This window comes from Pseudomonas sp. 382 (genome assembly GCF_002759075.1).
In the GTDB taxonomy this organism is placed as follows: Bacteria; Pseudomonadota; Gammaproteobacteria; order Pseudomonadales; family Pseudomonadaceae; genus Aquipseudomonas; species Aquipseudomonas vlassakiae.
Genome location: NZ_PEMX01000002.1, coordinates 122,182 through 146,863 on the forward strand (window position 1 = coordinate 122,182; position 24,682 = coordinate 146,863).

The window sequence follows — 24,682 nt, forward strand, 5'->3', positions numbered from 1 at the left end:
ATGAGCACGATGACCCTGTTCCACTCGCCGCTGTCACCTTTCGTGCGCAAGGTCATGGTGGTGCTGCACGAGACCGGCCAGCTTGACCGTGTCGCGCTGCAGCCGGTGAACATCAGCCCGGTGAACGGCGACGAGCAGCTCAACCAGGGCAACCCGATCGGCAAGATCCCTGCCCTGCGCCTGGAGGACGGCACCGTGCTGCACGACAGCCGGGTGATCTGCGAGTACCTCGACCTGCAGCATGTCGGCCAGCCGCTGCTGCCACGCGAGGGCTCGGCGCGCTGGCGGCGCATGACCTTGGCTTCGCAGGCTGACGCGATCATGGATGCGGCGGTGCTGAGCCGCTACGAGAGCTTCCTGCGGCCTGAAGCAAAGCGCTGGGATGGCTGGCTCGAAGCGCAGGCCGAGAAGATTCGCCGCAGCCTGGCGAATCTTGAGCAGGAGCACCTGGCGGAGCTGGCGTCCGGGTTCGATATTGCGGCGATTGGCGTGGCCTGTGCGCTAGGCTATCTGGACCTGCGCCAGCCGCAGTTCGGCTGGCGTGAGCGCCAGCCTGGCCTGGCGGCGTGGTATGCCGAGGTGGCCAAGCGGCCGTCGATGGTGGCAACAGCACCTGTGGCCTGAAGGGCCTCTTCGCGGGCACGCCCGCTCCCACAGGTACTGCACAGGATTCAAGGCTTGTGCAGTAATTGTGGGAGCGGGCGTGCCCGCGAAGAGGCCGGTACAGGCAGCAACAATCAGCAGTCAGGCGTGCCCGCCGTAAACTTCTTGGCCGGGTTCACCGCCGCCTTGAACTGGCGCAACGCCTTGGAACCGATCAGCAACGGGTAGTTGAAGTGGCTGCGGTCCACCAGGTTGACCTCCATGGTGCGCTTCTGGCCACCCAGGCACATCTCCAGGTCGATCACCGGCCGCTTGGAGATTTCCGGCGCATCGCCCTCGTCCTCTTCCTCGGCACGCCCCTTGATCTTGCTGATCCGCGAGACCTGGTGCTCATAGACCTTGCCGTCGGAGTCCTTGGTAGCCAGGCGGAAACGCACCCACTCCTCGCCATCGCGGGTGAACAGCTCGATGTCCTTGGCCGACAGCGACGCCGTCCAGGCACCGGTGTCCATCTTGGCTTTCAGGGTCTGGCCAAGCTCGGGCAACTTGATGTTCTCGTAACGGCCATAGACCGTGGGTTCGGCGGCCATCACCGGCAACGCCAACAGCGATAACAGGGCAAGCAGAGATTTCACAGGCAGGCTTCCTTGAGAAGGGTCAGTGCTTAGACTGCACTGGCAGGATAGGTTCGCTGTCACAAGCCTAACCAACATGTTGTGAAACATTTGTCCCTGCCGTCGGGCATTGGACATTTGGCGTAGGCCGCAGCGCTGCTTATCATTGCGCCCTGCTAATTTCCCACAACAAGAGTTTCCTTATGCGTCGCCTGCTTACCGGCCTTTTCACGACCATCCTGCTGCTGCTCAACACCTTGGTGTTGATCTGCCCGCTGCTGGTCTTCGCCCTGCTCAAGCTGGTGCTGCCGGGGCGTGGGCGTGACTATGCCTCGTGGGCGGTGATGTGGGTGGCCGAAACCTGGTCGGAAATCGACAAGGCCATCTTCGCCCTGTGCATCCCGACCCAGTGGGACATTCGCGGCGTCGAGAACCTGCGCAAGGACACCTCGTACCTGGCGGTCAGCAACCACCAGACCTGGGTCGATATCCCGGCGCTGATCGAAAGCCTCAACCGCCGCACGCCGTTCTTCAAGTTCTTTCTCAAAAAGGAGCTGATCTGGGTGCCGCTGCTGGGCCTGGCCTGGTGGGGCCTCGATTACCCGTTCATGAAGCGCTACAGCAAAGCGTTTCTGGAAAAACACCCGGAGCTCAAGGGCAAGGACCTGGAGATCACCAAGGCTGCCTGCGAGCTGTTCAAGCGCCAGCCGGTCACCGTGGTCAACTACCTCGAGGGCACCCGCTTCACCGAGGCCAAGCACCGCGAACAGCAATCGCCTTACCGTTACCTGCTCAAGCCCAAGGCGGGCGGTGTGGCGTTCGTGCTGGCAGCGCTGGGCGAGCAGCTGGACGCGCTGCTGGACGTGACCATCGTCTATCCCGGCAAGCAGGCGCCCGGGTTCTGGGACCTGCTCAATGGCAGCATTAGCCGGGTGATTATCGACATTCAGGTGCGTGAGCTGGACCCGGCCTTGTGGGATGGGGACTACGAGAATGACCCGGCCTTCCGCCAGACCGTGCAGGCCTGGGTGAACCAGCTGTGGCTGGAAAAGGACCAGCGGATCGAGCAATTGCGCGCTGAGATGAACTGAATTTATTGCCTGTACTGGCCTCTTCGCGGGCACGCCCGCTCCCACAGGTACAGCGCAGCGCTCAAGACTTGTGGCATCCCTGTGGGAGCGGGCGTGCCCGCGAAGAGGCCGGCACAGAAATGCAAATAACCCCGATTAAAACCCAGGCTAATAATAAGAATAAGTAATACTTTTTTGTCATTACCCACCCAAGTGGATAAAAATCGACCAAAGCACAACTACAAAAATGCCTGGATCGATCGATGGCCAACCCACCCAGCTCCAACTCCGCCCAACTGCGCCGTGTCCTCGGCCTCCCCGCCCTGGTGTTCTTCGGCCTGGTGTACATGGTCCCGCTGACCATCTTCACCACCTACGGAATCGTCACCGAACTCACCGGTGGCCGCACTGCCGGCGCCTACATCGTCACCCTGGTGGCCATGCTGTTCACCGCCGCGTCCTACAGCTTCATGGTCAAGCGCTTCCCGGTCGCGGGCTCGGCGTACTCCTACACCAACATGGCCTTCGGCCCCAACGTCGGCTTCCTCGCCGGCTGGTCGCTGCTGTTGGACTACCTGTTCCTGCCGATGATCAACTACCTGTTGATCGGCCTGTTCCTCAACATCGCCTTCCCGGCCATCCCGGCATGGTCCATCGCCCTGGCCTCGATTGTGCTGGTAACGGTGCTGAACGTGGTTGGCATTCACTCGGTGGCAAAGACCAGCAACCTGATCGTTGGCGCGCAGATCGTCTTCATCGTGGTGTTCGTCGCGCTGTCGTGCCAGTCGCTGGCCGGCCAGCCGCTGGACCTGCTGTCGCCGCTGATGGGCGATGGCTCCAAGCCTGGTTTCGGCGCGATCATGGCCGGTGCTGCGGTGCTGTGCCTGTCGTTCCTCGGCTTCGACGCCGTTTCGACCCTGGCCGAAGAGTGCCGCGACGCGCGCCGCGACGTGCCACGGGCGATCATCCTCACCACCCTGTTCGCCGGTGTGCTGTTCACCGTGCTGGCCTACGTCAGCCAGTTGGTGCTGCCGGGCACCACCTTCGCCAATGCCGATGCGGCGGCCAACGAGGTGATGTTCAAGGCGGGCGGCCAGTTCCTGGCCAACTTCTTCACCGCCGCGTACGTCGCTGGCAGCCTGGGCTCTGCGCTGGCCTCGCAGGCGGCGGTGTCGCGCATTCTGTTCACCATGGGGCGTGACAACGTGCTGCCGCGGCGCAGCTTTGGCTACCTATCGCCACGCTTCGGCACGCCGGTATTCGCCATTGCGCTGGTGTCGGCGTTCTCGCTGCTGGCGTTGGTGATCGACTTGGCGACCCTCGCCTCGCTGATCAGCTTCGGTGCGTTGGTAGCGTTCTCGGCGGTGAACCTGGCGGTGGTGAAGACGCACCTGATGGACGATGGCGCCCAGCGTAACCTCAAAGGGCTGCTGTGCTACGGCCTGGTGCCGCTGGTGGGGTTGGCGCTGACCCTATGGCTGTGGACCAGCCTGTCGGCCCTGACCTTGGTGATCGGCCTGTGCTGGTTTGCCTTCGGCCTGGCTTACCTGGCGGTACTGACCGCCGGCTTCCGCCGCCCAGTGCGCCTGGTGGACTTCACAGAAACCGCCTAACTCCACTTACCCGGGCTTGCGCGATCCCTTGTAGGAGCGGCCTTGTGTCGCGAAAGGGCCGCGCAGCGGCCCCGGCAATCTTCGACGCGAAGCTGAAATCCTGGGGCCGCTACGCGCCCCTTTCGCGACACAAGGCCGCTCCTACAGGGACAGCGCAAGTCCTCAAAGGCTGGGATGTCAGCGCTGCCCTACGAAACCATCAAACCGAAGGCTGAGCCAACGGCGCAGGAGTCGTCCACAAACTCCCCAGATTCTGCAACAACGATCCAGCAATCCCCTGCTGCCCCAGGTACTGCAGAATCAACGGTGCAAACTGCCCGATCATCCCGGTATCCATCCCCAGCGCCTTGAACGCATTGTCCAGGTCGCCACGGTTCTCCACATCGTTGCCCAGCGCCTTGTCCAGCGCCGACTGGCTGCCCTTGTTGCTGCCCAGCAACTCACCCAACCCACTCAACCCGCCCAGGGCATTGGCGCCCGACAGCAGGTCCAGGCCCGGCACGGCCTTGGTCAGCTGGCCATAGTCGTCGCTGCTCAGATTGTTGCGCGCCAGCCCCAGCATGGCCCCTGCCCCGCCCACGGCCTGTTCCGGGGTGATGTTCAACTGGCTGCCCAGGGTGTTGAGCAGGTTGGCCTGTGCTGCGGGTGCCTGTACCTGGCCTTGCTGCTTCTGGTTCTGCATGGCGGAGACGGCGTTGGCGGCGTCGCTGAGGTTGAAGGCGAACACCGGGCTTGCGGCCAGGGTCATCAGGGTTGCCAGGGTGAATGCTTTCATCGGGAGGGACCTCGTCGGCCGGGATGGCTTGGGAAACGACGGGTTTGACTCGGGAATTGATAGATTGTTCCGAGACGGACATCGGAGCAAACAAGCACCTGAGCGTGACTCAGGTAAGGACATAGCTAATCACGGCAATAGCGAAAACTCTCTTAAATACTCATAGTTATGCTCAGCCACGCACTATAAATAATGCTTTCAGCCGCCCCTGAGGCCTACACACACCTGATATTTTTGCCAGTAGCCATAAATTAAGTATTCACGAATACTGGCTTACTCCAACGGAGCCGTAATTAGCGCAATTAAACCAGGAGAAGACTGATGACTCTAAGCGAAAACATCACGCTAGCTTTCTACCGAAAAGATAAGCTCAACACGCTGACAGCGAAAGCATCCAAGCGCACAATCTTCCATGACACTAATCACATACTAGCGGAACTCAACAATCTTAACAATAGCGAATCCGCCTTACTTGCGACAGACCTAGCTAACTCTGTGCTCACAGTAGAAGGCTTTGGCAATAGAGAAGAGCATACCTATTCAGCTTATGGTTTCTCAGCATCACAACCCTCGAACCTAATTAACATAGGGTTCAACGGCAACCACATGGACAACGCAGCCAAGATTTACTTGTTGGGTCTCGGCTATCGCGGATACAGCAGCAATAGATTTAGATTCCTTTCACCTGATAACTTGAGTCCTTTTGGCCTGGGCGGGATGAATGCCTATTCCTATTGCGCTGGCGACCCTATTAACCGAAGTGATCCTACTGGGCACTCGTGGCTTAGCCGCTTATTCAAGCCGTCAAAATCGAAGCATAGTGCATACTTAAAAAACCATTACCCAGAACTGTTGAAAAAAGAAATTTCGCTTGTGAAAGCCCACACCAAAACGACTGGCGATCCAAGGCGCATTGTAAAAACCGGCACAGACCTTACATCAGTTGGCATAGGTGTCGAAGTCAAGTTTGTTATTAACAAGAACAACGAAATGGCAGTCTCCATCTCTGGAGGGAAAGGCTCCAGCAGCTACACCTCACACCCTTCCATTGCCAACATACTTCCCAATACCAAGATCATCAGTTCCGGAACAATGATCATCGGAAGTCTGGGAGATGTCTTCCTATACAATCGATCAGGACATTATCGACCAACCATGGAACATCTCGCACCCGCAATTACTAAGCTTAGAACCCTAGGATTTGAACCTTCCGCACATTCATACAACCAGTGATCACTCAGCGGGTAACGGCGCTCCTATCTTTCTCCGCTATCAAACAGGGGAATATTTAAATATCTACAACACACTCAGTGCCGAAGTCCTCTCAGACTACTGACCATAAACTCACCGAGCACATAAGTGACAAGAATGAAAACACCACACATATCATCAAGCCACTCAGATAACCCCACCACTTATGCCAGTAGTGGCAGGGCCAATGAATGTCATGCGTACTCTCCATTCGGATTTTCAGTAAAACTCCCCTCCGAACGGGCCATTCTTGGCTTCAGCGGCGAATACATAAACCCACCGTTGAAAAGCTATCAACTGGGGCAGGGATATCGAACATACTCACCTAGCCTGATGCGCTTTCAATCACCAGATAGCCTCAGCCCCTTTGGAAGGGGTGGAATAAACTGCTATGTGTACTGCGCTGGGGATCCAGTTAATTATACGGACCCGACAGGCCACGTACTTGTCCACCTTAAAAATGGTCAGACCATGGTGAGCACGAATTCAGCCGTGGCACTTCCTCACAGATTCAAACCTTCCACACTGAAACGTACCACTTCTTATGCCAGTGCATTGAAACCAAATTCACCAAAATACGCACGCCCTCGAGAAGATTATTTCAAGAGGATCGGGGAACCTGACACTTTTGAATCCATCATCAGCAACCTTGCATACAATGATGCCGTCAATTTTGCAAAGACATCTAAATCTAATAAAAGCCACACCGTTCCGATCATTGAACGTTACATATCAAAAATTTTAGACAATGATGCTTCCATGGGTGCCGCCCGAGCTGGCGTACTCCCCGGAGTACCTAGGATATTTGGACAAAGCCTGGGCCTGGAGTTGAACCCCTATCTGCATGACATAAATTCCTTAAGAGACGTCAATATAGAAACGCTTGGCGGCATTCGAAATATTGCCAGACTTATAAGATACGACAGGGAGCAGAATGCACGCGCAAATCGTTTGCGCAGCAACAGCTTCGACAGTCTACTGGGGGAATGAAACTGAGTAAAAACATCTAACTCAGGCCGAAGCGGATGTTCAGCGCGCCAATCTCGCCAAGACTTTCAGATTTTTACGCTTACCTGTAGGACGTTTCTGAATTACAGTCCCAAGCCGCTTGAGCCATTGCGATGATCTGGGCCGGGCTCTAGTCTCGGGCGGTCGTTGCGAAATCAGCGACCGGCTTTGACAGGCCGACTTCGTCAACCACATGGCTTTGCCTCTATGGCAGCTGTGCATGGGGCACTCACGTGCGCCGGGTTTTGGTTGACCTACCGGTCTGTCAACCCATGTACAGTTGCCGCCTTCTTGTTTGACAGCAGGCCGGTGGTGGCATCACTTAGAGGTCATCCATCATGCTTAAGATTGTCCCCGATCCACCCCACACCTCCCATTCCCTCGAAGATACCCTCATCCAGGCCACGGACTACGCGCTGTGCGCCCAAACCGTCGCACATCAGGCGCTTCTGCTGCAGCCCAAGTCGCCGGTTTCGATATTGATGATAGCCACGATGCATGAGCTCGAAACGCTGCGGGTGCTGCTTGAGACGGCGTTGATCCAGGTGCAGATGCCGGCGGAGCCGCGGACATTGCACTAGAAATTGAGGCTTGTGTTTTTGCTGGGCTGGCCCTTCGCGGATAAATCCGCTCCTACAAGGATTGCGCAAGGCCTGTAGGAGCGGCTTTAGCCGCGATAGGGCCGGGCCTGGCAGTCGAGAAACTTCAGGGGGAGAGAAAAATGACCAGCGACGACACCAAGACCACTGTAGGCAAAACTTTTTTCTACCAAGGCGAAGGCCAGACCCACCCGTTGTTCTGCATTGCCCCGGGCATTCCCTGCCAGAGTGCGCGGGAACAGGCTTCGGAACTGATGGGCTATGTGCGGGATTTGACCATTGACGGCCTGATGGACAACAAGCCGCAGTTGCTTTGGGCGTCACATTATCTGAGCGCGTTGGCCAAGGCGCTGATGGACGATGCTGAGTTGGGAATGATGCGCTGAGTGATGGGTTGGCAGGGCTGGCCTCTTCGCGGGCACGCCCGCTCCCACAGGTTCCGTGTCAGGCCATAAAACTAGTATTTCTGCCAGTATCAAAATCCCTGCGGCCGTTCAGAATGGGCTTAAGCAGCCTCCATTCATCCAGCACCTCAGGGACTTGAATCATGAGCAAAGCATCGAACGGTACGCTTTTCTTCTATCAGGGCGACAAGCTGATCACCGTGAAGCAAGGCGATCAGTATCGCGCCATCCTTCGCAACGCGGAACAACCGCTGGCAGAGCTGAGTTCAGACGGAACCCACACCGGCGGCTTGTTGGCCACCGATGACAAAGGCTCTGTCCTTGCCGTGCAAGGCGCCAACGAGCAGCCATAAAAAAGCCCCTCATGTCGAGGGGCTTTTTGTTACATCACGCGATCAAGCCGCGCCCCACATCTTGTGTGGGTCGATCACGAACTTCTTCGGCACGCCTGCATCGAACTCGCCATAGCCTTCCGGCGCCTGGTCGAGGTTGATCACCTGCACGCCGACCACTTCAGCAATGTTGATGCGGTCCCACATGATCGCCTGCATCAGCTGGCGGTTGTATTTCATGGTCGGGGTCTGGCCGGTGTGGAAGCTGTGCGACTTGGCCCAGCCCAGGCCGAAGCGGATGCTCAGTGCGCCGATCTTGGCGGCGGCATCCACCGCGCCTGGGTCTTCGGTCACGTACAGGCCCGGGATACCGATGTTGCCGGCCACGCGGGTCACCTGCATCAGCGAGTTCAGCACGGTGGCCGGGGCTTCATGCTTGGCGCCTTCGTGGCCATGGCCACGGGCCTCGAAGCCAACCGCGTCGACAGCACAGTCCACTTCCGGCTCGCCGAGAATGTCGACGATCTGCTCGTGCAGCGGAGTGTCCTTGGACAGGTCGACCACTTCGAAGCCCTGGGACTTGGCGTGGGCCAGGCGGGCCGGGTTCAGGTCACCGACGATGACGCAGGCGGCGCCCAGCAGGCGCGCCGAGGCTGCGGCAGCCAGGCCGACCGGGCCGGCGCCAGCGACGTAGACGGTGCTGCCAGGGCCTACACCGGCAGTGACAGCGCCGTGGTAGCCGGTCGGCAGGATGTCGGACAGGCACGTCAGGTCACGGATCTTCTCCATGGCCTTGTCGCGGTCCGGCAGTTTCAGCAGGTTGAAGTCGGCGTATGGCACCAGCACGTATTCGGCCTGGCCACCGGTCCAGTCGCCCATGTCGACGTAGCCGTAGGCGCCGCCGGCGCGGGCTGGGTTGACTGTGAGGCAGACACCGGTGTGCATCTCTTTGCACGAGCGGCAGCGGCCGCAGGCGACGTTGAACGGTACCGACACCAGGTCGCCGATCTTCAGGCGCTCAACATCACGCCCCATCTCGACGATTTCACCGGTGATTTCGTGGCCCAGGACCAGGCCGACCTGGGCAGTGGTGCGGCCGCGGACCATGTGCTGGTCGGAGCCGCAGATGTTGGTGGAAACCACCTTGAGGATCACGCCGTGCTCGATCTTGTTGCCGCGTGGGTCTTGCATTTTCGGGTAGTCGATTTTCTGCACCTCGACCTTGCCCGCGCCGAGATACACCACTCCACGATTGCCAGACATGCTCTTACCTCGCTTGATTTTTATTTATGCAGCGGTGGTGGAAAGCGCCGCCATCCATGGGCGGCTTGTGTTACTGGAATGCAGGAATTGTGGGCCTGAATCGGCGATTTGCACTGACTGGAAACGACAGGGAGATGCCTTTAAACGGCAGGGGAAAAGTCGGGGCCGCTGTGCGGCCCTTTCGCGACACAAGGCCGCTCCTACAGGCGAATGCGATACCTGTAGGAGCGGCCTTGTGTCGCGAAAGGGCTGCAAAGCAGCCCCAGAAATGTTCAGAGAACGACTGTCCGGTTAGCGTTGAGGAACACCCGCCGCTCGATGTGATACCCCACCGCCCGCGCCAGGGTCAGGCATTCGATGTCGCGCCCCTTGGCGATCAGGTCTTCGGGGTAATGGCTGTGGTCCACCACCTCGACGCCCTGGGCAATGATCGGCCCTTCGTCGAGGTCGTTGTTGATGTAGTGCGCCGTGGCGCCGACCATCTTCACGCCCTTGTTGTAAGCCTGGTGATAAGGCTTGGCGCCCTTGAACCCGGGCAACAGCGAGTGGTGAATGTTGATCGCCCAGCCATCCAGGCGCCGGCACAGCTCCGGCGACAGCACTTGCATGTAGCGGGCAAGCACCACCAGCTCCGCGCCGGTTTCTTCGATCACCTGGATCACCTTGCGCTCTTGCGCCGGCTTGTCGTTCGGGTCGAGGGCGAAGTGGTAGTAAGGAATCTTGTGCCAGTGCGCCAGGGGTTCGAGGTCTGGGTGGTTGGACACCACCGCAACCACGTCCATGGCCAGTTGGCCGATGCGCTGGCGATACAGCAAGTCGTTCAGGCAATGGTCGGCCTTGGACACCATGATCACCACCTTGGGGCGGTGATTGGGTGCGGTCAGCTCGAAGGCCATGCCGAACGCTTCGCTGCGCTCGGCGAGGCCGGCTCGGAAGCCCGCCTCGTCGAAATCGTCTGGCTGGCGGAACTCCACGCGAATGAAGAAACGCCCCGACAGCCGGTCATCGAAGGAGTGGTGCTCAGTGACGTAGCAGCGCTGCTCGTAGAGGTAACGCGTCACCACGTCGACGGTGCCGAGCATGCTCGGGCAGTCGGCGGTGAGAATCCAGGTATCCGGTGCCCGACTCATGTTCGCTCTCCTTAAGCTTCGATGCTCAAGCCGTATTCGGCCGAAGCGTCCTGCAGCCATAGCCACCAGTAGTCGGCGAAGCTGCGGCGGATCACCAGCTCCCAGGTGTCTTCGGCGGTGCGGCGGATCACCAGTTGCGACTTGGCGAACACGGTGCCGACGGCCTTGCCGACCGGGAAGTTGTTCGGGTGCACGTCATAGCTGGTGGATTTCATCAGCACTTCGCGCACGTTCGGGCCACGCAGTTCCAGCAGGCTCTGCCCGCCGCTGACGTTGACCACCTGGATGTGCTGGCCTTCGAGGGCCGCGCGCAGCTTCTGCTCGACCGCCAGTTCCTGGCCGCCCGGGACGATCAGCAGCCACTCGTCAGGGCCGACCCATTGCAGCGACATCTCGTTGTTGGCGACCACGGTCAGGGCAACCGGCAGCTCCAGGCCCAGGGCCTTGTGCACGCCAGCGGCGAATTCCGGGTCGTGGCCATCGCCACGGATCGTCAGGTGGCCGAGGAACTTGCGTTCACGCAGGGTCACGCCTGCGTTCTTGCGGCCTTTGCCAACCAGGCTGGCCAGGTCGGCGTGGTGCAGTGGCGACTGGGCCTTGGCCTCGGCGCCGGGGTTTTGCTGGAAGACGTTGATAGCGCTCATTTCTTACCTGCCTTGAATTCTGGATTCGACCACGATGCCTGCCGGAGACGGTCATCCTGTGGGAGCAGGCATGCCCGCGAATGCGAGGGTGGATTCACCGCCCTCTTCGCGGGCACGCCCGCTCCCACAGAGACCTCATTCCAAACTGGACATCGGTTGGTACCGGGGCCTTAGACGTTCTGCCGCTCACCCTTCGGATCGAAGAACACCGAAGACACGATCTCCGCCTCGATCACGCTGCCATCGGCCTGCGGCGAGTAAACGCGCTCGCCCATGCGCTTGAGGCCGCCCTTGACCACACCCATGGCGAACGAATAGCCCAGGGAGTTGGAGGCGTAGCTGGAGGTCACGTGGCCAACCATGTCCATCGGAATTGGCTGCTTGGGATCGAACACCAGCTGGGCGCCTTCCGGCAGCCACTTGGTCGGGTCGATCGGCTTCAGGCCTACCAGTTGCTTGCGGTTCTCGCGCACACAGTCTTCGCGGTTCATGCCACGCAGGCCGATCCACGAGAACGGCTTGTTGCGGCCCACGCACCAGCTCATGTTGAGGTCGTCGGGGGTCATCGAGCCGTCGGTGTCCTGGCCAACGATGATGAAGCCCTTCTCGGCGCGCAGTACGTGCATGGTCTCGGTGCCGTACGGGGTCAGGTTGTACTTCTTGCCGGCCTCGATGATCTGCTCCAGCACGCCCATGGCGTAGTTGGCCTGCACGTTGACTTCGTACGACAGCTCGCCGGTGAACGAGATACGGAACACGCGGGCCGGTACGCCGCCGACGTTGCCTTCCTTCCAGGTCATGAACGGGAAGGCGTCCTTGTCCATGTCGATGTCGGTCAGCTCGCTGAGCAGCTTGCGGCTGTTCGGGCCGGACAGGGTCATGGTGGCCCAGTGGTCGGTGACCGAGGTGAAGTACACCTTCAGCTCTGGCCATTCGGTCTGGTGGTACAGCTCCATCCACTGCAATACGCGGGCAGCGCCGCCGGTGGTGGTGGTCATGATGAAGTGGTTGTCGCCGACGCAGGCGGTCACGCCGTCGTCGAAGACCATGCCGTCTTCCTTGCACATCAGGCCGTAGCGGGCCTTGCCCACGTCGAGCTTGGTCCAGGCGTTGGTGTAGATGCGGTTGAGGAACTCGCGCGCATCCGGCCCCTGGATGTCGATCTTGCCCAGGGTCGACGCGTCCAGCAGGCCCACGCTGTCGCGCACGGCCTTGCATTCACGGGCAACCGCGGCATGGATGTCTTCACCGGCTTTCGGGAAATACCAAGGGCGCTTCCACTGGCCGACGTCTTCGAACTCGGCGCCGTTCTTCACGTGCCAGGCATGCAGGGCGGTAAAGCGCACCGGCTCGAACAGGTGGCCACAGTGACGACCGGCTACCGCGCCAAAGGTCACCGGCGTGTAGTTCGGGCGGAACATGGTGGTGCCCATTTCCGGGATGGTGATGCCGATGGAACGGGCGGCGATGGCCAGGCCGTTGATGTTGCCCAGCTTGCCCTGGTCGGTGCCGAAGCCCAGCGCGGTGTAGCGCTTGACGTGCTCGACCGACTCGAAGCCTTCGCGGGTGGCCAGTTCGATGGCGGCGGCGGTGACGTCGTTCTGCTGGTCGACGAACTGCTTGGGTGCACGGGCAGTGCCCTTGTCGTGCGGCACCTGGAACAGCGCCACGGTGGCCTCTTCCTTGCGCGCCACGGTTTTCGGCAGGCTGCCAACGGTGGCCTTGAAGCCCGCTTCAGTGGCGGCGCGGGCACCGCCTTCGAAACCATCGGCAAGCACATCGCCCAGGGCGTAGACGCCATTGATGCCACCCACGCATTCGCGCTTCTGCGGGGCATCGCCCGGCACGAAGCCGAGAATGTCTTCACGCCAGACCGGGCGACCGCCCAGGTGCGAAGCCAGGTGCACGATCGGGCTGTAACCGCCGGAGGTGGCGATCAGGTCGCATTCGAGGGTTTCACCGGGGCTGGTGACCTTGTGCGCCTGCACATCGATGGCCGCCACACGGGCGCCGCTGACGTGCTTGGTGCCCTTGGCCTCGATCACGGCGCTGGAGGTGAGGATGCGGATGCCCTTGGCACGCGCTTCTTCAACCAGCGAACCACGCGGGTTGTGGCGAGCGTCGGCAATGGCGACCACTTGCAGGCCGGCGTCGTGCCAGTCCAGCGCGGCGCGGTAGGCGTGGTCGTTGTTGGTCGACAGCACCAGCTTGCGCCCTGGGGCCACGCCGTAACGGCGAACGTAAGTGGAAACTGCGCCAGCCAGCATGTTGCCCGGCAGGTCGTTGTTGCCGTACACCAGTGGGCGCTCGTGAGCGCCGGCAGCCAGGACCACGCGCTTGGCGCGGACACGGTGCACGCGGTGACGCACCTGGCCGATCGGGGCGCGGTCGCCGAGGTGGTCGGTGAGGCGCTCGTGGATGGTCAGGAAGTTATGGTCGTGGTAGCCGTTGACCGTGGCGCGTGGCAGCAGGGTCACTTCCGGCAGGCTTTGCAGCTCTTTGACCACGGCGTTGACCCAGTCGGCGGCTGGTTTGCCGTCGAGGGTTTCGCGGGTGTCGAGCAGGCTGCCGCCGAACTCTTCCTGCTCGTCAGCCAGGATCACGCGGGCACCGCTGCGGCCCGCGGCCAGCGCGGCGGCCAGGCCAGCAGGGCCGGCACCGACGATCAGCACGTCACAGTGCTGGTTCATGTAGTCGTAGCTGTCCGGGTCGTTCTGCAGCGGCGCACGGCCCAGGCCGGCTGCCTTGCGGATGTACTTCTCATAAGTCATCCAGAACGATTTCGGGTACATGAAGGTTTTGTAGTAGAAGCCCGGCGGCATCATGTTGCCGCCGACCTTGCCGAGGATGCCCATGACGTCGTTGTTGACGTTCGGCCAGCCATTGGTGCTGGTAGCGACCAGGCCTGCGTACAGCGCCTGTTGGGTGGCTCGCACGTTGGGGATCTGGGTGGCTTCGCTGGAGCCGATCTGCAGGATCGCGTTCGGCTCTTCGCTACCGGCGGCGATGATGCCGCGTGGGCGCGAGTACTTGAAGCTGCGGCCAACGATGTCGACGCCGTTGGCCAGCAACGCGGCGGCCAGGCTGTCACCGGCATAACCCTGGTAGGTCTTGCCGTTGAAGGTGAAGTTCAGGACCTTGCTGCGGTCGATACGGCCGCCGCTGGCGAGGCGATAGGTCTGGCTCATACTTTTTCCCCTTGGCCTTTGACGGCGGACGGTGCGATCGCAGCTTTGCCATCAGCGGTCACTTGCGGCTTCTGGCCAATCTTGTAGGTTTCCAGAATCTCGTAGGTCACGGTGTTGCGGGTAACGTTGAAGTACTGGCGGCAACCGGCAACGTGGTCCCACAGTTCGTGGTGAATACCGCGTGGGTTGTCACGGTAGAACATGTAGGTACCCCATTCCTCGTCGGAACAGGCGTTGGGGTCCAGCGGGCGGGCGATGTGCGCCTGGCCAGAGGCGTGGAACTCTTCTTCGGAGCGCAGCTCGCCACAGTGGGGACAGAAAATATGCAACATGACGGTGGCTCCGGTTAGTGGGCGACGGCGGCGGCGCCGTGTTCGTCGATCAGTGCGCCGTTGTAGAAGCGGTCCATGGAGAACGGCGCGGCCAATGGGTGCATTTCGCCTTTGGCCAGGCTCGCGGCGAAGACGTTGCCCGAACCCGGGGTCGCCTTGAAGCCGCCAGTCCCCCAACCGCAGTTGAAGAACATGTTCTTGACCGGGGTCTTGGTGATGATCGGGCAGGCGTCTGGCGAGGTATCGACGATGCCGCCCCACTGGCGGTTCATGCGAACACGCGAGAGGTTGGGGAACATCTCGACGATGGCCTGCAGGGTGTGCTCGATCACCGGGTACGAACCGCGCTGGCCGTAGCCGACCCAGCCGTCGATACCGGCGCCGATCACCAGGTCGCCCTTGTCGGACTGGCTGATGTAGCCGTGTACGGCGTTGGACATGATCACGCTGTCGATGATCGGCTTGATCGGCTCGGAAACCAGCGCCTGCAGTGGGTGCGATTCCAGCGGCAGGCGGAAGCCGGCCAGCTTGGCCATATGCCCGGAGTTACCGGCGGTGACCACGCCGACGCGCTTGGCGCCGATGAAGCCTTTGTTGGTTTCCACGCCGATGACCGCGCCGTTTTCCTTGCGGAAGCCGATCACTTCGGTCTGCTGGATCAGGTCCACGCCCAGGGCGTCGGCGGCACGGGCGAAGCCCCAGGCCACGGCATCGTGACGGGCTACACCGCCACGGCGCTGAACGGTGGCGCCGAGGATCGGGTAGCGGGTGTTCTTCGAGCAGTCCAGGTACGGGATTTCGGCCGCGACCTGAGCGGTGTTGAGCAGCTCGCCATCGACGCCGTTGAGGCGGTTGGCAGAGACGCGGCGCTCGGAGTCACGCATGTCCTGCAGGGTGTGGCACAGGTTGTAGACGCCGCGCTGGGAGAACATCACGTTGTAGTTGAGGTCCTGGGACAGGCCCTCCCACAGCTTCATGGCGTGCTCGTACAGGTGCGCCGACTCGTCCCACAGGTAGTTGGAACGCACGATGGTGGTGTTACGGGCGGTGTTGCCGCCACCCAGGTAACCCTTTTCGATCACCGCAACGTTGGTGATGCCGTGTTCCTTGGCCAGGTAGTAGGCCGTGGCCAGGCCATGGCCGCCACCGCCGACGATGACCACGTCGTAGACCTTTTTAGGGGTCGGCGTGCGCCACATGCGCTGCCAGTTTTCGTGGTGGCTGAGGGAGTGTTTGAAAAGGCCGAAGCCCGAGTAGCGTTGCATGTTCGTTTACTCCACTCAGCGGTAAACAGGGAAGTCAGCGCACAGCGCCGCGACGTTCTTCGCCACATCGGCTTCGACGTCGGCGTCACCGAGGTTGTCGAGGATGTCGCAGATCCAGCCGGCCAGGGCGACACATTGCGCAACCTTGAAGCCGCGGGTGGTCACAGCCGGGGTACCGATGCGCAGGCCGGAGGTGACGAATGGCGACTGCGGGTCGTTCGGCACGGCGTTCTTGTTGACGGTGATGTGCGCGCGGCCCAGGGCGGCGTCGGCATCTTTGCCGGTCAGGCCCTGGCGGATCAGGCTGACCAGGAACAGGTGGTTGTCGGTGCCACCGGAGACCACGTCGTAGCCGCGATCGACGAATACCTGGGCCATGGCCTGGGCGTTCTCGATCACTTGTTTCTGGTAGCTCTTGAACTCAGGTTCCAGCGCTTCCTTGAAGCACACGGCCTTGGCAGCGATCACGTGCATCAGCGGGCCGCCCTGGGCGCCCGGGAATACGGCAGCGTTGAGTTTCTTCTCGATCTCTTCGTTGGACTTGGCCAGGATCAGGCCGCCACGTGGACCGCGCAGGGTCTTGTGGGTGGTGGTGGTGACCACATCGGCGAACGGGATCGGGTTCGGGTACAGGCCTGCAGCAACCAGGCCTGCAACGTGGGCCATGTCGACGAACAGGTAGGCACCCACCTTGTCGGCAATGGCGCGGAAGCGTGGGAAGTCGAGGGTCTTGGAGTAGGCCGAGAAGCCGGCAACGATCATCTTCGGCTTGTGCTCGACAGCCAGGCGCTCGACTTCGTCGTAGTCGATCAGGCCGGTAGTGGTGTCGATGCCGTACTGCACAGCGTTGTACAGCTTGCCCGAGGACGACACCTTGGCGCCGTGGGTCAGGTGGCCGCCGTGGGCCAGGCTCATGCCGAGGATAGTGTCGCCGGCCTGCAGCAGGGCCAGGTAGACCGCGCCGTTGGCCGAAGAACCGGAGTGCGGCTGGACGTTGGCGTAGTCGGCGCCGAACAGCTGCTTGGCGCGCTCGATGGCCAGGGCCTCCACCTTGTCGACGTGCTCGCAGCCGCCGTAGTAGCGCTTGCCCGGGTAGCCTTCGGCGTACTTGTTGGTCAGGCCGCTGCCTTGGGCCTGCATCACGCGCTTGGAGGTGTAGTTTTCCGAGGCGATCAGCTCGATGTGGTCCTCCTGGCGCTGTTCTTCGGCATTCATCGCCGCCAGCAGTGCATCGTCATAACCCTGGATCTGGTCTTGCTTGCTGAACATCGTGTATCTCCCGGCAGCGATCGTTTTTTGTCGTGGGGCACTGTGGCCCTTTGTGGCGATGTTATGACTGGGCGGGGCGGGTCAGATGCCTGCGCACGCCTTGCAATGGCGCGTTTACGACATTCGTTGTGGTGTTGGCTTGTTCGCGGGCTCGCCCGCTCCCACAGGCCTTGCGCAAGCTTGCAGGCCAATGGAAACCCTGTGGGAGCGGGCGTGCCCGCGAAAGGGCCGGGACAGGCAAAATCAGGTCGCGCACAGCTTGTATAGGCAACTGCTGAATCGATGGTTTAGAGTGCTGGTCTGCGTCGTTCACAGGACAGTGCCATGACAGACAAGAGCCAACAATTCGCCAGCGACAACTATTCCGGCATCTGCCCCGAAGCTTGGGCCGCAATGGAAAAGGCCAATCAGGGCCACGACCGCGCCTACGGCGACGACCAGTGGACCGAGCGTGCATCGGAGTACTTCCGCAACCTGTTCGAAACCGACTGCGAGGTGTTCTTCGCCTTCAACGGCACCGCCGCCAACTCCCTGGCCCTGGCCTCGCTGTGCCAGAGCTACCACAGCGTGATCTGCTCCGAGACCGCCCACGTCGAAACCGACGAATGCGGCGCGCCAGAGTTCTTTTCCAACGGCTCCAAGCTGCTGACCGCGCCCAGCGTCAATGGCAAGCTGACGCCCGAGTCGATCCGCGAAGTGGCGCTCAAGCGCCAGGACATCCACTACCCCAAGCCACGCGTGGTCACCATCACCCAAGCCACCGAAGTCGGCACCGTCTACCGCCCCGACGAGCTCAGGGCGATCAGCGCCACCTGCAAGGAGCTTGGCCTGAACCTGCACATGGACGGCGCGCGCTTCACCAATGCCTGCGCATTCCTTGGCTGCAGCCCGGCCGAGCTGACCTGGAAGGCTGGCGTCGATGTGCTGTGCTTTGGCGGCACCAAGAACGGCATGGCGGTGGGCGAGGCGATCCTGTTCTTCAACCGCCAGCTGGCCGAGGACTTCGACTACCGCTGCAAGCAGGCCGGGCAGCTGGCATCGAAGATGCGCTTCTTGTCGGCGCCGTGGGTCGGTTTGCTGGAAAATGGCGCCTGGCTGCGCCATGGCAATCACGCCAACCATTGCGCGCAGTTGCTGGCCTCGCTGGTGAGTGACCTGCCGGGGGTCGAGCTGATGTTCCCGGTGGAGGCGAACGGGGTGTTCCTGCAGATGCCGGAGCCTGCCATTGAAGCGCTGCGCAGCAAGGGCTGGCGGTTCTATACCTTCATTGGTAGCGGTGGGGCGCGGTTCATGTGCTCGTGGGATACCGAGCAAGAGCGTGTGCGTGAACTGGCGGCGGATATCCGCAGCATCATCACCGCCTGACAGATTGCCGGGAGGGCTTCGCCCTCCTTTCGCGACACAAGGCCGCTCCTACAGGGGAACGCATTACCTGTAAGAGCGGCCTTGTGTCGCGAAAGGGCCGCGAAGCGGCCCCGGCAATCTAGAGCTTGAACCCACCCATCTGCCGCGCCAGGTCATCAGCCAGGCCACGCAGCGCCTGGCACTCCTCCCGACACCCTTGCACCTCGGCCGCCGTCTCCCGGGCCAAATCAGAAATCCCCTGCACCGTGCGGTTGATCTCTTCGGTCACCGCCGACTGCTCTTCGGTCGCCGTGGCCACCTGGTGGTTCATGTCGCTGATGTGCTCGACCTGGTCGGTAATCGCGCCCAAAGACGCGCCAGTACGCTGGCTGGATGCCACACCACTGCCAGTCGCCTGCTGCCCCGCCTGCATCGAACTCACGGCAGAACCCGCGCCCTGCTTGAGGCGCTGGATCATCTGCTGCACTTCATCGGTGGACAGCTGTGTACGCCGGGCCAACGTCCGCACTTCGTCAGCCACCACGGCAAACCCGCGGCCCATCTCCCCTGCCCTGGCCGCCTCGATGGCAGCGTTCAGCGCCAACAGGTTGGTCTGTTCGGAAATACTGCGAATCACCGCCAACACCTGATCGATCGAGGCGACCTCATCGGCCAACTGGCTGACCGCATCGGCAGCCTTGCCGATATCCCCGGACATGCCCTCGATGCCCTGGATCGAGCGGCGCACCACTTCGCGCGCCTGCAGCGCCTCATCCCGCGCCGATTGCGATGCCTGCGCCGCATCGCCAGCATTGCGGGCGATGTCCTGTACAGTCAGGCCCATCTCGTGCACGGCGGTGGCGACCATCTCGGTCATTTCCTGCTGCCGGCCGGAGCGCTCGGCAGTGTTATTCACCACCTGGGTCACTTGCTCTACTGACTGGTGCAGGCGCTCGCTGGTGCGCAACACTTCACCGATCAGGCCACGCTGGCTGTCGAGGAAGCGATTGAAGCCACGGGCAAGATCGCCCAGCTCATCCTGACGGGCATCGTCCAGCCGGTGGCTGAGGTCGCCACCGCCACTGCCGATCTGTACCAGCGCGGCGGTGACGCGGCGGATCGGCCGCACCAGGCCACGCGCCAGCAGCACCACCAGCAGCAGCGACACAAGGGCCACGCTGCCGCCGATCAGGCTGGTCAGCCCCACCGTCTGGTGCATCTGCGCGTAAATTTCCTGCTCCGGTACCTCGGCCACCAGGGTCCAGTTGAGGTCGCGCAGAGGCAGGCCGAGCGCCAGGTAGCTTTCACCGTCGCGGTTGAAGCGGCTACTGCGCAGGCCTTCACCACCGGTCATCACCGCCTTGGCAGCTTCTGCGCCGAGTTGTTCGGCGAGCTGACGCTTGCCGCTGAAGGCCGCGTCCGGATGCACCTGGATCAGGCCGTCATTGCGCACCAGGAAGACTTTGCCGTGCTCGCCGAAACTGAAGTCGTGAATGAGTTTCGACAGTTCGGTCATGCGCAGGCCCATGCCGGCTACGCCGACCAGCTTGCCGGCCTTTTCCACGCGGTAGTCGATGAACAACGCCAGCTCACCCGTGGCGTGATCGATGTCGATATTCACCAGGCGTTCGGCGCCGCTGTCGATGTAGCCGTAGAACCATTTGTCATTGGGGTTGGCGCGACTGAGGATGCGGTCCAGGCCATTCTCGTTGTAGTAGTTGCCCGTTTCGGTCGAGGCGAACAGCGTGGTGAACGCATGGTTGCGTTGCTTGGCAGCCTGCAGGTATTCGAGGAATTGCGGGGTTTGAGCGGGGTTTTCGCCAGCGGCAAGCCAATCGCGCAGCAGCGTATTACCGGCAATGTCGGCTGCAGCCACCAGAGGCTGGCCGAGCATGCGCTCGATGTCGTTGCGGATGGCTTCGATGCTGGCCGGCAATGCGGTGTCGACCAGGTAACGTTCGGTCAGGCGGTTGAGTGCCACCGTGAAGATGATCACCACCACCAGGATGCTCGCCAGCAGGGCGGCACCCATGCTTGCAATCAATTGCCACTGGATGCTTTTACGCCAGATACGCATGCCCTGTTCCCCGCTCATTATTGTTTTGCGGGAAGTGTATACACTTGCGTATTCAGTTAATCCAGTGATCTGGAACAATGGGACTGCTTTGCAGTCCTTTCGCGACACAAGGCCGCTCCTACAGGAGATCGCGTTTGCGTTGCAGGTGCGGCCTTGCCGGGGCGCCGGACGGGTCGGAAAGGGGCGCAACGCGCCCCCCCAGCATTCGATCAGGACTCAGCAATAGTCTTGACGATGGCGTCCACCGTGGCGTCGATCTGCGCCTGGGTACGCTCGAGGGTCTGCTGATGTTCCTTTTGCAGTTCGACCTGCTTGGAACACAGGTTCAGCGCGGCCAGCACCAGCAACTTGTCGCCGATCAGGGTCGGGTACTGGCGTTTGGTCTCGCTCAGCGCGGTGTTGAGCATCCGCACGGCCTGGGCCAAGGTTTCTTCCTGGCCTGCGGGCGCCTTGATCGAATAGTCGCTGCCAAGAATCGACACGACATTGATCGGCTGCGCTTGCAGTCTCATGCGCCGACGACGCCAGCGCTGGCGCGTTCAACCAGCGCTTGGATGCGCGCGGCGGTGGCGCCGTGCTTCTCTTCCTGCTCCATCAGCGACAGTTGCAGGGTTTCGTTTTCTTCCTTGGCCTGGGCCAGTGCCTGGTCGAGGGCGGTGTTCTGCTCGGTGAGTTGAGCGTTTTTCTGCATCAGGTCGCTGACCAGTTGCTCGAGTTGATTCAGGGAGGCTTCCAGCATGGGTCTATCTCGGGTTGTTGCAAAGGGCGCACACGATAAAGAAAAGCGTGAGCCCCCGCCATTAAATATCGGATTCTCAAGGTTTCTAACCCGCAGATTGACAGGGTATCTGGCCCCTTGTTCCGACCTGGATCAACCGCCGGTCAGGTAATGGGCCAGCGAGCTGAAAAGTTTCATGTGGTCATCCTCAAGACTGTTCAGTCACGACCGATAGACAGGTAGGTCATATTCCGTCGCATGGACCGCGCCACCCCACCCAGCCTGGACTCTCTCCATGTCACTACGCAACATGAACATTGCACCGCGCGCGTTGCTCGGGTTCGCTCTGATCGGCGCGCTCATGCTCGGCCTCGGTATCTTCTCGCTCATGCAGATGGGCAACATCCGACAGGCCGGCGTAACCATTGAAGTCAATAGCGTGCCCAGCATCAAGACGCTCGACGAACTGGCTGCGCTCAACCTGCGCCTGCGCTCATTGTCCTACCGGCTGCTGCTCAACCGCGAAGCAGAAACCCAGCGCGACACCCTCAACCTGCTGGACCAGCGCAACGCCCAGATCGACCGTGCCCGCCAGGCCTACCTGCCAATGATCACGGCAGCCGACGAGCGTGCCGCCTTCGAGCAGTACACCCAGCTGCTCAACCAGTACCGCCAGCTCGAGTCGCGCATGCGCAGCCTGAGCCAGGCCGACCGCCTCGACGAATTGCGTGACTTGCTCAACCGCGACCTGCTGGCCAATTCCGAGCAGATCAACAAGGTCATGGAGACCCTGGTCCAGATCAACACCGAGCAGACCCGCGCCACCAACGCAACCGCCGCCCAGCAGTACGACACTGCGTTCGCCCTGGTGATCGGCCTGTTGATTGCCGCCACGGCGCTGACCTTCCTCTGCGCCTTCCTGCTGACCCGCAGCATCGTCAAGCCGATCGAAGAAGCGCTGCAGGCCGCCGAGCAGGTGGCCGACGGCGACCTGACAAAAGTCATCCGCGCCGAAGGTACCGACGAAGCAGCCCGTCTGCAGCGCGCCATGGCGCGCATGCAGGACAAGCTGCGCGACACTCTGCAACTGATCGCCGGTTCCGCCACCCAGCTGGCCTCCGCAGCCGAGGAACTGAACTGCGTCACCGACGAAAGCGCCCGCGGCCTGCAGCAGCAGAACAATGAAATCGAACAGGCGGCCACCGCCGTTACCGAGATGACCAGCGCCGTGGAAGAAGTGGCGCGCAACGCGGTCAGCACTTCGGAAGCTTCAAGCGAAGCCAGCCGCTCGGCCGGCGACGGACGTGACCTGGTCATGGAAACCGTGGGTGCCATCGAGCGCATGAGCGGCGACGTGCAGGCCACCGCCAGGCTGATCACCCACCTGGCCGAACAGTCGCGTGATATCGGCAAGGTCCTCGACGTGATCCGCGGCCTGGCCGACCAGACCAACCTGCTGGCGCTGAACGCGGCGATCGAAGCGGCGCGTGCCGGTGAGGCCGGGCGGGGGTTTGCCGTGGTGGCGGATGAAGTGCGGGCACTGGCGCACCGCACCCAGCAGTCGACCAGCGAGATCGAGCGCATGATCGGCAGCATTCAGGGCGGTACCGAAGAGGCGGTGGAATCGATGCGCACCAGCACCGAGCGCGCCGAATCGACGCTGAATATCGCCAAGGGTGCGGGCATGGCTCTGGATACCATTGCCGGGGCTGTGGCGCAGATCAACGAGCGCAACCTGGTGATCGCCAGCGCGGCGGAAGAGCAGGCGCAGGTGGCGCGGGAAGTAGACCGCAACCTGGTGAACATCAATGACCTGTCGGTGCAGAGTGCTACCGGGGCGCATCAGACCAGCGCAGCGAGTGCCGAGCTGTCGCGTTTGGCGGTGGACCTCAATGGCCTGGTGGCTCGGTTCCGCACCTGACTTCAAAATGCCGGGGCCGCTTTGCGGCCCTTTCGCGACACAAGGCCGCTCCCACAGGTACCGCGCAGGCCTTCAATCTGCGCAGTACCTGTGGGAGCGGCCTTGTGTCGCGAAAGGGCTGCGAAGCAGCCCCGGCAATCTCGGATCAGTAATCGATCCGCACATCCCCCTTCGGCACACTGCAGCACGACAGGATGTAGCCCTCGGCTTCGTCGTCCTCGGTAATCCCGCCGTTGTGCTCCATCTCCACCTCGCCGCCCAGCTTGAGCACCTTGCAGGTCCCGCAGATGCCCATGCCGCAGGCTTTCGGGATCATCAGGCCAACCTTCGCTGCCGCTGCATGCACGGTCTCGCCCGGGGCGACGCGAATGCTCTTCTCGCTGCCGATGAACTCCACCAGGTTGAGGTCCGATGCATCCACTTCCGGTGCGTCGGCCGCCTGCTCGGCATGTTCCACGGCATCGGCCTTGGCCTCAGGGGGCGTCGCGCCGAACGACTCCTCGTGGTAGTTCTTCATGTCGAAGCCGACCGCTTCGAGCATGCGCTTGACCGCAGTCATGTACGGCGTCGGGCCGCAGCAGAACACCACGCGCTCCATGTAGTCCGGCGCGATCAGCTCCATCAGGCGCTGGTTGAGGTAACCGCGGTAGCCCGCCCAAGGCTCACCCAGCCCATGCTTCTCGCAGATGATGTGCAGGCTGAAGTTGGGAATGCGCGACGCCATCTGTTCCAGCTCGCGGTGGTAGATGATGTCCTTCGGCGAACGGGCGCTGTGCACGAACACCATGTCGACGTTGGCGTTGGTGTCGTAAAACCAGCGCGCCATCGACATCACCGGGGTGATGCCTACGCCACCGGAGAGGTACAGCACCTTGCCCGCCGGGAAATCGATGGCGTTGAACAACCCCACCGGGCCATGCACCGGCAGCTCGGCGCCTTCGTGCATGGTGTCGTGGAGGAAGTTGGACACCAGCCCGCCCGGTACGCGCTTGACCGTGATCGAGAAGCTGTAGGGCACCGACGGCGAACTGGAAATGGTGTACGAACGCATCACCGGCTTGCCTTCGATCTCAAGCTCCAGGGTGACGAACTGCCCGGGCTTGAAGAAGAACATGATCGGCTGGTCGGCCATGAAGCAGAAGGTGCGCACGTCCCAGGTCTCCTGGATGACCTTGACGCAGCGCACGATGTGGCGGCCGTTGGCCCAGGTCTGGGTGGTGACCGGATTGAGGAAGGTATCGGACATGTTCATCTCCAGCGGC

General features: G+C 61.6%; 23 protein-coding genes and 1 pseudogene. 11 read left to right on the plus strand and 13 right to left on the minus strand.

What is annotated here, in order from left to right; genetic code table 11:
• Window positions 1–624, plus strand: coding sequence for a glutathione S-transferase (locus tag CQW31_RS03485; RefSeq protein ID WP_099813765.1), 624 nt, complete (start codon window positions 1–3; stop codon window positions 622–624).
• A gap of 113 nt (window positions 625–737) precedes the next feature.
• On the opposite strand, the gene CQW31_RS03495 is transcribed toward CQW31_RS03485, so the two are convergent.
• A complete protein-coding gene (locus CQW31_RS03495; protein ID WP_099813767.1) occupies window positions 738–1,238 on the minus strand; it encodes an ATP-dependent zinc protease in 501 nt (166 codons plus the stop codon).
• A gap of 182 nt (window positions 1,239–1,420) precedes the next feature.
• Between CQW31_RS03495 and CQW31_RS03500 the strand changes: the two genes are divergently transcribed.
• Both CQW31_RS03500 and CQW31_RS03505 read left to right on the plus strand, forming a co-directional pair.
• Window positions 1,421–2,308: an acyltransferase gene (locus CQW31_RS03500; RefSeq protein WP_099813768.1), complete on the plus strand. Its 888-nt coding sequence runs from the start codon at window positions 1,421–1,423 to the stop codon at window positions 2,306–2,308.
• 242 nt (window positions 2,309–2,550) lie between these two features.
• Window positions 2,551–3,900 carry an APC family permease gene (locus CQW31_RS03505; RefSeq protein ID WP_099813769.1) on the plus strand — a complete coding sequence of 450 codons (1,350 nt, stop codon included), beginning with the start codon at window positions 2,551–2,553 and terminating at the stop codon, window positions 3,898–3,900.
• A gap of 199 nt (window positions 3,901–4,099) precedes the next feature.
• Here CQW31_RS03505 and CQW31_RS03515 read toward each other — a convergent pair whose 3' ends face one another.
• A complete protein-coding gene (locus CQW31_RS03515) occupies window positions 4,100–4,675 on the minus strand; it encodes a DUF2780 domain-containing protein (RefSeq protein WP_099813771.1) in 576 nt (191 codons plus the stop codon).
• Between the two features lie 321 nt (window positions 4,676–4,996).
• On the opposite strand from CQW31_RS03515, the gene CQW31_RS03520 reads away from it, so the two are divergent.
• The 5 genes from CQW31_RS03520 to CQW31_RS03540 all read left to right on the plus strand — a co-directional run bounded on the left by CQW31_RS03520 (window position 4,997) and on the right by CQW31_RS03540 (window position 8,290).
• The gene (locus CQW31_RS03520) at window positions 4,997–5,908 is read left to right on the plus strand and encodes an RHS repeat-associated core domain-containing protein (protein WP_099813772.1); all 912 of its coding nucleotides are present in this window, start codon (window positions 4,997–4,999) and stop codon (window positions 5,906–5,908) included.
• Between the two features lie 135 nt (window positions 5,909–6,043).
• A complete protein-coding gene (locus CQW31_RS03525; RefSeq protein ID WP_099813773.1) occupies window positions 6,044–6,916 on the plus strand; it encodes an RHS repeat-associated core domain-containing protein in 873 nt (290 codons plus the stop codon).
• A 356-nt stretch (window positions 6,917–7,272) separates the two neighbouring features.
• Entirely contained in the window at window positions 7,273–7,515 is a 243-nt protein-coding gene (locus CQW31_RS03530; RefSeq protein WP_099813774.1) for a hypothetical protein, read from the plus strand.
• A gap of 140 nt (window positions 7,516–7,655) precedes the next feature.
• Window positions 7,656–7,919 (plus strand): DUF3077 domain-containing protein, encoded by a 264-nt coding sequence (locus tag CQW31_RS03535; protein ID WP_099813775.1) that lies wholly within the window; start codon window positions 7,656–7,658, stop codon window positions 7,917–7,919.
• A 161-nt stretch (window positions 7,920–8,080) separates the two neighbouring features.
• The gene (locus tag CQW31_RS03540) at window positions 8,081–8,290 is read left to right on the plus strand and encodes a hypothetical protein (RefSeq protein ID WP_099813776.1); all 210 of its coding nucleotides are present in this window, start codon (window positions 8,081–8,083) and stop codon (window positions 8,288–8,290) included.
• 42 nt (window positions 8,291–8,332) lie between these two features.
• On the opposite strand, the gene fdhA is transcribed toward CQW31_RS03540, so the two are convergent.
• The 7 genes from fdhA to CQW31_RS03575 form a co-directional block, all read right to left on the minus strand.
• On the minus strand, window positions 8,333–9,532 hold the full coding sequence (gene fdhA / locus CQW31_RS03545; RefSeq protein ID WP_051095434.1) for a formaldehyde dehydrogenase, glutathione-independent: 1,200 nt from the start codon (window positions 9,530–9,532) through the stop codon (window positions 8,333–8,335).
• A gap of 272 nt (window positions 9,533–9,804) precedes the next feature.
• A complete protein-coding gene (gene purU, locus CQW31_RS03550) occupies window positions 9,805–10,662 on the minus strand; it encodes a formyltetrahydrofolate deformylase (protein ID WP_099813777.1) in 858 nt (285 codons plus the stop codon).
• Window positions 10,663–10,673: 11 nt separating this feature from the next.
• A complete protein-coding gene (locus CQW31_RS03555; RefSeq protein ID WP_099813778.1) occupies window positions 10,674–11,306 on the minus strand; it encodes a sarcosine oxidase subunit gamma in 633 nt (210 codons plus the stop codon).
• Window positions 11,307–11,476: 170 nt separating this feature from the next.
• A complete protein-coding gene (locus CQW31_RS03560) occupies window positions 11,477–14,494 on the minus strand; it encodes a sarcosine oxidase subunit alpha (protein WP_099813779.1) in 3,018 nt (1,005 codons plus the stop codon).
• Window positions 14,491–14,826 (minus strand): sarcosine oxidase subunit delta, encoded by a 336-nt coding sequence (locus CQW31_RS03565; protein ID WP_054886031.1) that lies wholly within the window; start codon window positions 14,824–14,826, stop codon window positions 14,491–14,493. Before CQW31_RS03565 ends, CQW31_RS03560 begins: the two co-directional genes overlap by 4 nt.
• Window positions 14,827–14,840: 14 nt before the next feature.
• On the minus strand, window positions 14,841–16,091 hold the full coding sequence (locus CQW31_RS03570) for a sarcosine oxidase subunit beta family protein (RefSeq protein ID WP_003255680.1): 1,251 nt from the start codon (window positions 16,089–16,091) through the stop codon (window positions 14,841–14,843).
• A 15-nt stretch (window positions 16,092–16,106) separates the two neighbouring features.
• Window positions 16,107–17,360 carry a serine hydroxymethyltransferase gene (locus CQW31_RS03575; RefSeq protein ID WP_054886032.1) on the minus strand — a complete coding sequence of 418 codons (1,254 nt, stop codon included), beginning with the start codon at window positions 17,358–17,360 and terminating at the stop codon, window positions 16,107–16,109.
• 324 nt (window positions 17,361–17,684) lie between these two features.
• On the opposite strand from CQW31_RS03575, the gene CQW31_RS03580 reads away from it, so the two are divergent.
• Window positions 17,685–18,725 (plus strand): low specificity L-threonine aldolase, encoded by a 1,041-nt coding sequence (locus CQW31_RS03580; protein WP_099813780.1) that lies wholly within the window; start codon window positions 17,685–17,687, stop codon window positions 18,723–18,725.
• Window positions 18,726–18,843: 118 nt separating this feature from the next.
• On the opposite strand, the gene CQW31_RS03585 is transcribed toward CQW31_RS03580, so the two are convergent.
• The 3 genes from CQW31_RS03585 to CQW31_RS03595 all read right to left on the minus strand — a co-directional run bounded on the left by CQW31_RS03585 (window position 18,844) and on the right by CQW31_RS03595 (window position 21,520).
• The gene (locus CQW31_RS03585) at window positions 18,844–20,781 is read right to left on the minus strand and encodes a methyl-accepting chemotaxis protein (protein WP_099813781.1); all 1,938 of its coding nucleotides are present in this window, start codon (window positions 20,779–20,781) and stop codon (window positions 18,844–18,846) included.
• Between the two features lie 209 nt (window positions 20,782–20,990).
• Window positions 20,991–21,293, minus strand: coding sequence for a cell division protein ZapA (locus tag CQW31_RS03590; RefSeq protein WP_054886035.1), 303 nt, complete (start codon window positions 21,291–21,293; stop codon window positions 20,991–20,993).
• Window positions 21,290–21,520, minus strand: coding sequence for a hypothetical protein (locus CQW31_RS03595; protein ID WP_054886036.1), 231 nt, complete (start codon window positions 21,518–21,520; stop codon window positions 21,290–21,292). Before CQW31_RS03595 ends, CQW31_RS03590 begins: the two co-directional genes overlap by 4 nt.
• Before the next feature lie 289 nt (window positions 21,521–21,809).
• On the opposite strand from CQW31_RS03595, the pseudogene CQW31_RS32005 reads away from it, so the two are divergent.
• A pseudogene (locus tag CQW31_RS32005) lies at window positions 21,810–22,565 on the plus strand (MCP four helix bundle domain-containing protein); the annotation flags it as partial.
• Entirely contained in the window at window positions 22,557–23,420 is an 864-nt protein-coding gene (locus tag CQW31_RS32010) for a methyl-accepting chemotaxis protein (protein ID WP_371263254.1), read from the plus strand. The pseudogene CQW31_RS32005 and the gene CQW31_RS32010, both read left to right, overlap by 9 nt.
• Window positions 23,421–23,565: 145 nt before the next feature.
• Here the strand turns inward: CQW31_RS32010 and gbcB are convergent, their stop codons facing one another.
• Window positions 23,566–24,666: a glycine-betaine demethylase subunit GbcB gene (gene gbcB / locus CQW31_RS03605; RefSeq protein ID WP_054886038.1), complete on the minus strand. Its 1,101-nt coding sequence runs from the start codon at window positions 24,664–24,666 to the stop codon at window positions 23,566–23,568.
• Between the last annotated feature and the right edge of the window lie 16 nt (window positions 24,667–24,682).